The sequence below is a fragment of the Citrobacter sp. wls718 genome (genome assembly GCF_005280945.1).
GTDB classification, from domain to species: domain Bacteria; phylum Pseudomonadota; class Gammaproteobacteria; order Enterobacterales; family Enterobacteriaceae; genus Citrobacter; species Citrobacter gillenii.
On the sequence record NZ_SZWV01000043.1, the window covers coordinates 61,193 to 73,988 of the forward strand.

A 12,796-nucleotide genomic window follows, 5' to 3' on the forward strand; every position below is an offset into this window, starting at 1 on the left:
TCGGGTGGGCGGGCATCAGCCGATCCCGGTCGATGTGCGGGTGATCAGCGCCACCCACTGTCATCTCGAGCAGGAGATGAAACAGGGCCAGTTTCGAACCGATCTGTTTTATCGCCTGAGCATTCTGCGCCTCACACTGCCGCCACTGCGCGAGCGCCTGCCCGATATCCTGCCGCTGGCAGAAGGGTTTTTAAAACAGTCACTGGCGGAACTCGACGCGCCGTTTTCTGATACGGTGCGTAAGGGACTCGGGCTGAGCCAGCAGACGCTGCTCAATTATGGCTGGCCGGGAAATATTCGCGAGCTGCGTAATATGATGGAGCGTCTGGCGCTGTTTTTGAGCGTGGAACCGCAACCTGAACTGAACATCCATTTTTTGCAGCAGTTGTTACCGGAGTTAGCCGTTACCTCCGAAGCTCCTCAGGTGGCGTCATCACTGACACCGCAGCAGGTGCTGGCGCAATGTAATGGCGATAAAACCGCAGCCGCGCGGTATTTAGGTATCAGTAGAACCACATTCTGGCGGCGATTAAAACAATAACCCGCCGGTCCGATGACCAGCGGGTTGTTTGTCTTTCAGTTCAGCGCGTTATTTTTTCTTGTAAATATTAGCCGTGCCATGGATTTTATTGTCCGTTTGACCGGAGGTTAATACCAGGACGTCTGCGCCTTTCTCATCGGCTTTCTTAATCAGGTCTGCTTTAGCATCTGCGGCAGACATTTCATTGCTGGTAGAAATCGTGCCAATCTTGGTGTACTGAGACTCAACCTTATCAAAATCGACCTTCATCATCAGTTCCGCGGCATAGGCGTTGGAAACGACAAAAGCTAACGCACCAATTAATACCTTATATCCAGTTTTCACATAAAAGCTCCAATTTTTATGTTTTTACGCCATCATCGACCCCTGAACATCGATAGTGCGAGTCAAGGATGATTAATAAGTAGTTCAGCTTGTTCAAAAAATCCAGAGCTAACGGAAATATAAAGAGATTTTGCGAAACGGAGATAACCGACGATCCTACGCCGTTGCGTTCCCCGCCGCACCTGGCCGCGAATAATCGCCTGACATACCCGCTTGCAACAGCGCTATTGTTTCATAATACAGTGTGAGTAAATCCTCAGAAAAATGTACGTTGAAAACGTAGAGTAGCTGACGACGCAGAATAGTCTTAATCCAGACTGCGCATCACATACCCCTCTATTCTCACTGATGGAATCGTTGTTTATGGAACCTCTACACGCCGTCGTACTGACCGTCAGTTTGTTCGTGTTAACCTTTTTTAATCCCGGTGCAAATTTGTTCGTGGTGGTGCAAACCAGTCTGGCATCGGGACGCCGGGCGGGCGTGATGACCGGTCTGGGGGTGGCGCTAGGCGATGCGTTCTATTCTGGCCTCGGGTTGTTTGGCATGGCGACACTTATCACCCAGTGTGAAGGCGTATTCTCACTGATTAAAATTGTCGGCGGCGCGTATTTACTGTGGTTCGCGTGGAACAGCATTCGACATCAGGCGACACCACAAATGCCAACGTTACAGCAGCCGATTTCTGCACCCTGGTACGTCTTCTTCCGGCGCGGACTGTTAACGGATTTATCCAATCCACAAACCGTGCTGTTTTTTATTAGTATTTTCTCGGTCACGCTGAGTGCAGACACGCCGACATGGGCAAGGATGATGGCGTGGGCGGGGATTGTGTTGTCTTCCGTTATCTGGCGTATTTTTCTCAGTCAGGCGTTTTCTTTACCTGCAGTTCGCCGCGCATATGGGCGGATCCACCGGATTGCCAGTCGGGTGATTGGTGCCATTATCGGAGCCTTCGCCCTGAGGCTGATTTACGAAGGCATCACCCATCGTTAACGCACCTGAAACACAGTTTCGCTTGACCATCGTGACGTAATTGTCCGTAATACCGCCTGGATTTTTAAACGTATTTTTGAGTGGCTGTGAGATGGAACAGGTTGCCCCCGCAAACGACACATTACTACTGACTGAATGGCAGGCGCTGCTGCGCCAGACGTCTCCTGACGTCCATACGATCCTGACTTCGTTAAGCGATGAGGAGATCCGCCATTTAGTGACCGTGTTTTATGACTACATGCTCTCCCATGCCGAGAGCGCATTGTTCCTGAATACTGAACAAGTCAGCACGCGGCTTAGCGGCAGCATGTTTAACTGGCTGCGCAGCGTGCTGGGTAGCGCGCAGGAAGACCTCTCACAGTTGCTGCTCAAACAACGCGAAATCGGCGTGGTGCATGCGCGTATCGGCCTGCCCATCGATCTGGTCAATCGGGGCGCGCGCAAGCTGAAAGATGAGTTGTATCGGGTGCTGAAAAAGAAAGCAGACTACCCGCCTCACCTGTTGAGTGACGCTATCTGCTTTAGCAGCCTGGCAATGGATACCGCACTGGAGGCGATGACCGTCTCCTATTCGCCAAGCTATCAAAACTCCCTGAACACGCAAGAACAGTATCGCCTGCAAACGATTTATGACGACGTCAACGTCGAGCGCGAGCGGCAAATCCGCTCGTTTACCGACTGGGAAAATCAGTTTATCTACAACATTGCCACCGGATTACCCGTTGGGGAACTGGTCTTTCTGGCAAACTCCGATTTTGGTATGTGGTTCTCCCATAAGGGAAAACATATATTCGGTAACAGCAATCTGCTTGCCGAAATGGAATCTGTGATTGCAGAAATTGATAACCGTCTGACCCAGACACTGTTGAATCTACAGCAACCTGCAGAAGCCGTACGGATGAGTTTATTGCAGGATGTCCGCCAACTGTCGGCAAAAATCCATTACCTTCTGGCCTCGATGTTTGAAGCGCTGGTCAAACAGGAAAACGGTAAAGACTCGCTGACCCAGCTGCTTAACCGCCGCTTTATTCCGACCATTATGCGGCGCGAAATTTCGCTGGCATTACATGCGCGCAAGCCGTTCACCCTGGCCATGTTAGACATTGATTACTTCAAACAAATCAACGACAGCTATGGGCATAACACCGGCGACATGGCGCTGAAAAGCGTGGCGGCGGTGATTTATGAGCATATCCGCAGCAGCGACTACGTTTTCCGCTACGGCGGTGAAGAGTTTATGATCCTGCTGGTCGAGTCAGAGGTTTCACAGGCCAGTATTATTCTGGAAACCCTGCGTAAAAAGATTGCCGACCTGCGCATGGCGGCCTCGGCGACGGAATCCTTCTCGATTACCGTCAGTATCGGTATCGCCGAATATGACTACCATCCGGACTACAAACAGTTGGTGGATAAAGCCGACCGCGCACTGTATCTGGCAAAAAGCCGTGGCCGTAACCGCGTCGAAACCTATCAGGAATAACTTTTCCCTTTCCGCAGAAATAAATACCCCCTTCAGGGTATTTATCTGACCCGTGTTAATACTCGTGCTGTTATTTTTAATAGGGCTTTTGCCTGGCGCAAAATAACAGCCGCTGAATAAGATGCAAATCAAATACATGATATCTTTATCGCGTTAGCATATCCCGGTGATGCGTCCTCCTGAATGCGGGAAGGAAACGATGAGGGATAATAAAATCATGAACGGGAATAAGAGAACACGCTGGCAGCGCCGTCCAGGCACCACCGGAGGAAAACTGCCATGGAATGACTGGCGGAATGCCAGCACCTGGCGAAGAGCCACCCAGTTTCTTCTGCTGGCGATTAATATCTATATTGGCGTGACCTTTTATTACTGGGTCCGCTATTTTGAGACCGGCGGCACCAGCGTGTATATTCCCAGACCGGGAGGGATTGAAGGGTGGCTGCCTATCGCCGGGCTGATGAACATCAGGTATACGCTGGAAACCGGATACCTTCCGCCGATCCACGCCGCCTCCATGCTGCTGCTCGTCGCGTTTATACTGATAAGTCTGCTGTTAAAAAAATCATTCTGCTCGTGGCTCTGTCCGGTGGGGACGCTGTCAGAGTTGATTGGCAATCTGGGTAAAAAACTTGTTGGCCGCCATTTCACACTGCCGCGCTGGCTGGATCTGCCGCTGCTGAGCCTGAAATATCTGCTGCTGAGCTTCTTTCTGTATATTGCCCTGTCGATGCCCGCGCAGGGGATCCAGTACTTTTTGATGTCGGCCTACGGCATGATTATCGACGTCAAGATGCTCGATTTCTTCCGCCATATTGGCACGGCGACGCTGGTTTTCGTGGCGATTATCAGCATCATGAGCCTGTTTATTCGTAACGCCTGGTGTCGCTATTTATGCCCGTATGGTGCCCTGCTCGGCCTCTTATCCCTGCTCTCTCCATTTAAAATCCGGCGTAATGCAGACAGCTGCATCGACTGCGGAAAATGCGCAAAGAACTGCCCGTCAAACATTCCGGTGGACAAGCTTATTCAGGTTCGCACCGTTGAATGTACCGGCTGCATGACCTGCGTTGAATCATGCCCGGTCGCCTCAACGCTGACGTTTTCACTGCAGAGACCGACCGGCAACGCCGCACCTAAACCGTGGTGGCAACGCGTCGCTTTACCTGGATGGGGAATGACGCTACTGCTGCTCGGTATTCTATTTGCCGTCATTGGCTATGCGATGTATGCCAACGTCTGGCAGACGCCGGTACCGGAGCATATGTATTTTCAGTTGATACCGAAAGCCAGAATGATCGGGCATTAACGTTTACCGCCTTGCAGACCATCAAACACCCTGCCAATTCTGGCAGGGTTTCCGCCTTTTTCGACCATTTTAAGATTAATGAACTTGTGCCATCGGCGTCCCGTTTATACAACCTTAAATAGCCTCTGGAATAATTCTATTTTTATTTCATGTTCGGCAATAAGGGACCTCAATAATGCGCGGGAATAAAACCATGACTAAAATGAAACTGGCACTGTTATTACCTCTTTTTCTGGCTGGCTGTTCAATGAGCGACGGGGAGTTAAGAAACGCCTACGCTCAGCATTATCAGCAGCCGACGGCTTATGTTGAGGTCTATAAGCAAAAAATAGCCAGTATGGACATTAATGCACTGGCGCAATATGCCGCCACAGAAGACAAGAAGAAAATGCGCGGACAGCCGCGGCTGAAAATAGACAACTTCATTACCATTGAGAACGTACAGGCGAAGGGAAATCGGGTGGTCTACGATTACTCGCTGTCAGAAAGCTGGCAGGCGTTACCCGCCGATAAGCAGCGCGAGAAGCAGACTAATATGAACAGGGATTTGATTTATCGTACCTGCTCGCTGGAAACAGTGCGTCTGGCACAGGCGAAAGGGCTGGAAGAAGAGCATAACTATTACAGCCAGTACCCGGACAAGCTCGCCTTTACCCTGAGAACCAGCGCCCAGATTTGTATCCAGAACGGCTTTACGCAATAACCGGTCTGGTCATCAACGGGCCATCAATGCCTGATGGCGCTTCGCTTATCAGGCCTACATGAGTGTGCACCCCGTAGGCCGGATAAGGCGCCAGCGCCGCCATCCGGCTAAAAACCGATGGTTAACATCAGAATTTCCACGACACGCTGCCAACGATACTGCGCTCCGCACCGAAGTAGCAATACGAGAGCGAGTTACAGGCCGCCACGTAGCGTTTATCGGTCAGGTTGTTGACGTTCAGTTGCGCACTCAAACCCTTAATCCCAATATTCGTTAAGTCGTAGCCTACCGCCATATCCACCAACGTGTACGACGGCAGAGTATGGGTATTCAGGCGATCGCTGGTGATCCCGTTGACGTAGCGCACGCCAGATCCCAGCGTCAGGCCGTCCAGCGGACCACTTTTCACATCGTAGCTCAACCAGGTGCTGGCCTGATTACGCGGGGCGTACACCGCACGCTTACCCTGCTCCTCCGGACTGCTCTTCTTGTAGCGAATGTCGGTATAGGTGTATGCCGCCTGCAGGCGGAAGCTCTCCGTCAGTTGGCTGATCGCCTCCAGCTCGACCCCTTCCGATTCAATTTCGCCAATTGAGCGGTACGGGTCGGTCGGTTCTTCTTTGGTGGCGATATTGGTCTGATTGATACGGAATACCGATGCGCTAAACTGGCTGTTCAGCCCCTCCGGCTCATACTTCAACCCGGCTTCCCACTGCTTGCCTTTCATTGGCTCCAACAGGTTGCCGTTTTCGTCGGCAAAGCTGGTCGGTGTGAACGCGGTGGAGTAACTGATGTACGGCGCAAAACCGTTATCGAACAGATAGAGCAGCGCGGCACGAGTGCTGAAGTTGTTTTTATCCAGATCGCTGCGGGTATCGTTTATCTTATCAATGTTCGACACGCTGACCTGATCGTAACGGCCACCGAGCGTAATGCGCCAGCGATCCCATGACATCTGATCCTGCAAATAGTAGCCCGTCTGGCGCAGCTTGTGTTTTTCACGCGCGTACATGTTGATGTAATCCGGCTTCGCGCCGTACACCGGGTTAAAGGCGTCAATCGGCGGGAACGCGCCGTAATAGCCAGTGGTGTTATTGCTGCGACTCTGATAGTCAATGCCCACCAGCAGGCGGTGGTTCACCTGCCAGGTATCCACGCTGCCGTCGAGTTGGTTATCCAGCGTAATGGCCGACATATTCTCATCGGAGCCGGAATAGCCGCGGTTGAGTTCAGTGTCATTCAGCCAGCCCGCCGCATACACCTGATTAAGTTCAACATCGGTATGCAGATAGCGCAGCTTTTGTCGTACCGACCAACCGTTGTCGAACATGTGCTCGATGTTGTAGCCCACCATGTTCTCGCGACGATCGTATTTGTCGTAGTCATCCTCACCTTCAAAGAAGGTATTGGAAATCTTTTGCCCGTCGTGCGGCACCACGGTGCCATCATATGGCAGACCCGAGTGGCTGCCACCTTCCGGATCGCGGTGCAGGTAGGCCATCAGGTCGAGACGCGTCTGGTCGGTGATACGCCAGGTCAGGCTGGGCATCAGCGCGTAGCGTTCTTCCTTCAACGGACCAAACTGCGAGTCCGCATAGCGTGTCATCCCACTCAGACGCGCCGCCACGCGATCGTTATCATCCAGTGCGCCGGTGACGTCAAAGGCGGCGCCACGCTGGTTGTTATTGCCGGCAAACAGCTTCACTTCACCACCCGCATCAAACGACGGTTTACGTGAGGTCAGCGCCACAATGCCACCCGGTGAAGAACGGCCATACAGCACCGAAGCCGGACCGCGCACCACTTCAATATTGTCGAGGAACCACGGATCGACCACCAGTGAGCTGTGCGAGTTGGTATCACCCATCATCTTCAGGCCATCGAGATAGACGTTATCGAGGCTACCGTCGGAGAAACCGCGCAGCACAATATAGTCAAAGCGGTTAGAGGCACCAATCTGATTGCTGTACACCCCTGGCGTGTAGCTGACGGCCTGGCGCACGCTGGTGGCACCCTGCTCTTCAAACTGTTCACGAGTAATGATGGACACCGACTGCGGGGTTTCAATATCCGGCGTGGCAAGCTTGGTGGCGCCGCTCTGCATTTGCGAGGTGACCACCACCGTATCGTTTTTTGTTGTTTCCTGCGCCAGCAGAGGAAAAGCCACGCTGCCGGTCACCCATCCCACCAGCAGCGCCAACCGAGTCTTCGCGAACATGAACATCTCCCAAGGCATTTCTAATTGTAAATGAGAATTATTGCGCTTTTTATGCCAGAGATAGCTATGCCGGATGCCAGGTTACGTATGCGCAGCGCCAAAATGCGATTCAGACGCGCGCATAAAACGGAGAAATGGATTAGCAAGGTTTGAGGATATCGCCAGGCGAGAAACCGTAGCGGCGACGAAAGGCGGTCGAAAAGTTGGTGGCGTGCTGGTAGCCCGACATCCATGCCGCCTGCTGTACGCTGTACCCTTCTAATAAATACCCCCGCGCCCGTTCCAGACGGCAGTCGCGCAGGTAGTCAAATACGGAGCAGCCATACGCCGCACGAAACTTGCTGCGCAGGCTGCTGGGGCTCATCGCCGCACGCTGGGCCAGTTCGCTGAGGGTGTAGTCATTTTCCGGCGTCTGTTCCAGCAAACGACGCACAATCTCGAGGCGTTGCTGTTCGCCGCTGGCAGCCTGGCGTCTGCTGCTCTCCACCTGACAGACGCTGAGACCGTGGCCGAACAGTTGCAAAATAAGCCCTTCCAGCATCAGCTGGCGGGATACATTACTGAGCGTGCTCTGCTGGGCGTACTGTAATCCACTGAGCAAAAAGCCCGGCACTTGCCAGATAAGCGTTGGCGTCTGGCATCTTTCCCATTCAACCATTAACGACTCCAGCAACCCCGTGCGCCACGCGCCGTCCGGATACAGTCCCAACGATAACGTTCGCAGCTTGCAGTCCGCAGGGTGACGGGCGCTCATGGTCTGATGTTCGCTGAGGCGAGAACTAAACGCCATGCCGGAACGCACCACATGCTGCTGCCCATTGAGAGTCAATGTCACACAACCTTCCAGCACTACCAGCATATACAGGGGAGTGCTGTGGCGGGAGGTAGTTTCGTAGGGTTGCAGCACCTGCACATCGGAGTGGGTAACACACATCCCGCAGGGCAGCGTCATCTCTTCGACTTTTCCCTGTAGCACGGGGCTGGCATGGGGGAAATCCAGCTGTTGCGAAAGCTGCGGAAAGCGGTAATCAATGCCGTAACGCTCACCAAAATCCATAAACTCACTGACGGAGAAGGTTCGTGCCAGCCGTGCGGCTGTATTTTGGCCGGTGGTGTTGTTCATACAGTTTTCTGCACAGGGAATGGGGTTCGCGATTTCGGGTTGGTGGCAACATTACCATTACCTACAGAATGCAACAATAATAATGAGAATTATTATCAATAATAATCTTAAAGATAAGGCTGAGAGATACCGCTAAGGTTGACCGCCCTACCGTCGGTATAGCCGAAGCGGTTATACCGACGTGCAGATTTACCGGTCAGTTACTTCATTAATACATCAACAAATTTGGCCAGCCATTCAGGATGTGCAGGCCATGCCGGTGCGGTGACCAGATTGCCGTCAACGTGAGCCTGGTCAATGCCGATATCCGCGTAATGCCCGCCACTCAGGCGAATTTCAGGCGCGCAGGCTGGATAGGCGCTACAGGTGCGGTTTTCTAACACGCCGGCCGCGGCTAACAGCTGTGGACCATGACAGACGGCGGCGATCGGTTTGCCCGCCGAGTTAAAGTCCTGAACCAGTTGAATAACATCCGGGTTCAGCCGGAGATACTCCGGGGCGCGTCCACCGGGGATCAGCAGCGCGTCATAATCGGCCGCCCGCGCGTCAGCAAAATTCGCATTCAGGGTAAAACGATGTCCTGGTTTTTCGCTGTAGGTCTGCGCCCCGTCAAAATCATGAATGGCGGTCTGAACATAGTCCCCTTCACGTTTATCCGGGCAGACGGCGTCCACGCGGTGACCTAACATTTTCAGCGCCTGAAAAGGCACCATCGTTTCATAATCTTCGACATAATCTCCGACCAGCATCAGTATTTTTTTCATCAATGTCCCCGCCCATAGCGATTAAGTGCAGAAATAACGGCCCTTTTTACTATAGTTCACGCGCTATACGTCATTAATAAATACCGTAGAATAATCGGCCGGATCACAGTCTGCACAGGGGCACGTCAGAAGGTCGCATTCATCTTAAGCACAAGGGAAAGCGCTACTAATAAATATAAATTATCTATAAATATATAATTGAGAAATTTTAATACCAGCCTGTTACGCCCATTAATTAAGAGTGAATGAATTGCATGTAAGAATCCCTGTGTTATATTTCGACTGAACTTTCACGACATATAATTATTTATTATTTAATAAATAAATGCTGTCTATTATTTATCATCTATTATTATTCTGTTCAGCGTAAATCGGCGAATAGACAAAAAAGGTTTTCCCATGATCACAAGACGTTCGTTCGTCAGACAGAGTCTAGTGACGTCAACGAGTATGTTACTCGCCAGTATAACGGGTATCGGCTTCAGTAAATTGGCCAGCGCAGCAGAAACCCACCGCTGGCTAATGCCAGATGAAGGTGCGCCCCATGCGGCAACCTGGATGGCATTTGGCGCCAGTGCAGAGATCTGGGAGCCTCACCTGCTGCCGGTAGTCCAGGGAAACCTGGCCCTGATCGCCAAAACCATCGCCGCATTTGAACCGGTAAATATGCTGGTTCGCGAAGAAGACAGCGACCTCGCGGCAAAGCTGTGTGGGCCATCGGTCAATGTGTTGGTGCAGTCAATTGACGATCTGTGGATCCGCGATACGGGACCGGTGTTTGTGAAAAACACTGCCGGCACACTCGGCGGAGTCGGGTTTAATTTCAACGGTTGGGGCGATAAACAGGAACATGAGCGCGACGCAAAAATCGCTGAGTTCGTCACCAATGACGCTAAGGCTGAATTTATTCTTTCTTCACTAACGCTTGAAGGTGGCGGTATCGAAGTGGACGGCGAAGGCACGGCGATTATTACCGAAAGCTGCGTTATTAACCCAAACCGCAACCCCGGCGTAAGCAAAACAGAGTGTGAGGCCGAACTAAAGCGCCTGCTGGGGCTGGAAAAAATCATCTGGTTACCGGGTATCGCCGGGAAAGATATTACCGATGGGCATACAGACTTTTATGCCCGGTTTACGCATCCGGGTACGGTCGTCGCGGGTCTCGAGCTGGATGCGTCATCGTTCGATTACGCCGTAACCCGCCGTCATCTGGCGATATTACGTGCCGCGACGGACGCCAAAGGACGTCGCCTGAACGTCGTAGCGCTGGAAGGCCCCACCACAATCCGCCAAACCTATGCAAACGACGACTTTGCCGCCGGCTATATCAATTTTTACCTCTGCAATGGCGCCGTTATTGCGCCAGAGTTTGGTGATAAACGAACCGACCGCAATACCCGCGCTATTTTGCAGGAGCTGTTTGCTGAGCGTGAAATTATTCAACTGAATATCGACGGTATCGCAGCAGGCGGCGGTGGTATTCACTGCGCCACGCAGCAGCAACCTCATTAAAGCGCAGCGTATTACAGCTTACGCGATCGCCTTGGGGTTTAAGTTCTTGGGCTGTAAACCCGACGCACAGGGCGATCCCCCTGTGTGTTTTTTTATTTCTGGAACACGGTGATGGGCAACGTTCGTGAAGTACTACAAAAATAAACGGCAGGTCATTTTTTGGCATCAATAATCAATAAAAGCATGCCCTGTACTGTTCCGGCATGCCGGAATCTCCCTTCACACACGCACAGGACGGGATCATGAAAATGCAATTCGCTCCAAAATATCTGCCGCTGATTTGTCTGGTCTCAAGCGGGCTGCTCTATTCAGCTTCGGTAAACGCCATGGGAAATGACGATACCACGACGCCAACTGCCCGAAGGGCCAGGTTTACGACAACAAAACCAAAAACTGTTTGCCCGAAAAAAGCAGTATGATCGACGATCAGGATAAAACACAGTATGCGTATCACCTGGCGAAAACCGGTCACTATCAGGACGCTATCAATTTACTCGATACCTTACAGCAACCCAATACGCGTGAGGCCTGGAACTATCGGGGTTATGCCACCCGCAAACTGGGTCGTACGGATGAAGGGATTGGCTATTATCAACGCTCGATTGCCCTTGATCCGCATTATGCCAAAGTACGCGAATACCTCGGTGAGGCATGGATGGTTAAGGGTCGCCCCGATCTGGCAAAAGCGGAACTGGCCACCATTAAAACCCTCTGCGGCACTCAATGCGAAGAATATCGCGACCTTAAAGCCGCGATCGACGGACACCCTGAGTCATAGGCCAGAAAGAAACGAGAAATAGCGGCAATGGCGTGCGTTTAGCTTCATTGGGGGCATCTACACAGAATGCCCCCATTAATGCCACCAACAGGAACGTGATGTCGGCTGAGGCCGATTAACGCTGGAGATTTAGAAACATGTCAGAAGCGGAAAAACACGGACTTTGAGTTGATTTCGGTAGACCTGGGAATAGTTTGAAATGGTGCGATAATAGGAGTCGACAAATAGAATCAATCAATTGATTTTATTGAAAAAAATAATATCGAAGAATAAACCTATACACACCCCTATACACATTGGCGGATGCGTTCATTTTTCGCACAACCTCAAACTACGAAAAAAACTTTTTTTACGGAAAACTGTTCACACTGTTCACTCGCCATTATTTATCTTTATTTTCAACATGATACACGATGAACAGTCCGTGAACAGTGAACACTTTACTGTTCACTTTCCGGGATTTCAGATAAAAAAAGACCGGCTGATGCCGGTCCGGGTAGGTTATGTCGCGGTGGTTTCATCGCACCGGGGCAGCCAGTCGGCGTTACTTTCCTCCCTGAGCGCAAGGTTCGTCTGCATCCCCTGATTTGTTCGTCGCTTACCGTAATTCAGCCCGTACTCTTTCAGCATCGATGACAGCCCTTTGCCGAACATGGTCAGGCTGAGTGTGTTCTTGTAGCCGTGCGCCTCCATGTAGACCAGATAGGCGTGATACAGGTACAGGCGCGGCTGTCGCGGGATGATATTCGCATTCCCCATGTACATACCGTCAGGTTCGGGCAGCGCCTCCAGATAGCCACAAAAATCAAATGTCGGGTCGGCGTCGCGTTTAATACTGAGCGCCTCGTCGGAGTTCTGCTGCGACTGGAGCAGTGTTCGCGCGGTCATCGGGTCGCTGAACGTCTGCATAAGCTGGCGCACGATGACGGCCAGCTCCCGGGCGATTTTATCTTTCAGCTTTGGGTCACGTTCTTCCGGGGCAATCTGTTCCGGGAAGTGCATTATCACCCTGCGACGCGACACTCCGCCGCTGCGGTCGGTGAAGCGC

The 12,796-nt window shown here is 51.9% G+C and carries 11 protein-coding genes and 1 pseudogene; 7 read left to right on the top strand and 5 right to left on the bottom strand.

Annotated features, from left to right (window positions below):
• A partial coding sequence (locus tag FDW95_RS23645) for a sigma 54-interacting transcriptional regulator (protein ID WP_249358980.1) occupies window positions 1–541 on the top strand: 541 nt, incomplete at its 5' end.
• Between the two features lie 48 nt (window positions 542–589).
• On the opposite strand, the gene yahO is transcribed toward FDW95_RS23645, so the two are convergent.
• Entirely contained in the window at window positions 590–865 is a 276-nt protein-coding gene (gene yahO, locus FDW95_RS08405; protein ID WP_115259327.1) for a DUF1471 family periplasmic protein YahO, read from the bottom strand.
• Between the two features lie 363 nt (window positions 866–1,228).
• Here yahO and FDW95_RS08410 point away from each other — a divergent pair, with 363 nt between their 5' ends.
• From FDW95_RS08410 to FDW95_RS08425, 4 genes are all read left to right on the top strand, one after another.
• Complete coding sequence (locus FDW95_RS08410; protein ID WP_115259329.1) at window positions 1,229–1,861, top strand: LysE family transporter; 633 nt, start codon at window positions 1,229–1,231, stop codon at window positions 1,859–1,861.
• Between the two features lie 91 nt (window positions 1,862–1,952).
• Entirely contained in the window at window positions 1,953–3,341 is a 1,389-nt protein-coding gene (locus FDW95_RS08415; RefSeq protein ID WP_115259331.1) for a diguanylate cyclase, read from the top strand.
• 217 nt (window positions 3,342–3,558) lie between these two features.
• Window positions 3,559–4,650 (top strand): 4Fe-4S binding protein, encoded by a 1,092-nt coding sequence (locus FDW95_RS08420; protein ID WP_115259989.1) that lies wholly within the window; start codon window positions 3,559–3,561, stop codon window positions 4,648–4,650.
• A gap of 193 nt (window positions 4,651–4,843) precedes the next feature.
• Window positions 4,844–5,353 carry a hypothetical protein gene (locus FDW95_RS08425; protein WP_115259990.1) on the top strand — a complete coding sequence of 170 codons (510 nt, stop codon included), beginning with the start codon at window positions 4,844–4,846 and terminating at the stop codon, window positions 5,351–5,353.
• Between the two features lie 127 nt (window positions 5,354–5,480).
• Here FDW95_RS08425 and foxA read toward each other — a convergent pair whose 3' ends face one another.
• The 3 genes from foxA to FDW95_RS08440 all read right to left on the bottom strand — a co-directional run bounded on the left by foxA (window position 5,481) and on the right by FDW95_RS08440 (window position 9,458).
• Window positions 5,481–7,589 carry a ferrioxamine B receptor FoxA gene (gene foxA / locus FDW95_RS08430; RefSeq protein ID WP_115259333.1) on the bottom strand — a complete coding sequence of 703 codons (2,109 nt, stop codon included), beginning with the start codon at window positions 7,587–7,589 and terminating at the stop codon, window positions 5,481–5,483.
• A gap of 121 nt (window positions 7,590–7,710) precedes the next feature.
• Window positions 7,711–8,694, bottom strand: a complete 984-nt coding sequence (locus tag FDW95_RS08435; protein ID WP_115259335.1) for an AraC family transcriptional regulator — start codon at window positions 8,692–8,694, stop codon at window positions 7,711–7,713.
• A gap of 200 nt (window positions 8,695–8,894) precedes the next feature.
• Complete coding sequence (locus tag FDW95_RS08440) at window positions 8,895–9,458, bottom strand: DJ-1/PfpI family protein (protein ID WP_161959007.1); 564 nt, start codon at window positions 9,456–9,458, stop codon at window positions 8,895–8,897.
• Between the two features lie 399 nt (window positions 9,459–9,857).
• Between FDW95_RS08440 and FDW95_RS08445 the strand changes: the two genes are divergently transcribed.
• Both FDW95_RS08445 and FDW95_RS08450 read left to right on the top strand, forming a co-directional pair.
• On the top strand, window positions 9,858–10,970 hold the full coding sequence (locus FDW95_RS08445) for an agmatine deiminase family protein (RefSeq protein WP_115259339.1): 1,113 nt from the start codon (window positions 9,858–9,860) through the stop codon (window positions 10,968–10,970).
• 248 nt (window positions 10,971–11,218) lie between these two features.
• Window positions 11,219–11,748 (top strand): annotated as a pseudogene (locus FDW95_RS08450) (tetratricopeptide repeat protein).
• A gap of 501 nt (window positions 11,749–12,249) precedes the next feature.
• Here FDW95_RS08450 and FDW95_RS08455 read toward each other — a convergent pair.
• Window positions 12,250–12,796 (bottom strand): primase-like DNA-binding domain-containing protein (locus tag FDW95_RS08455; protein WP_249358982.1); only part of this gene is annotated, 547 nt, incomplete at its 5' end.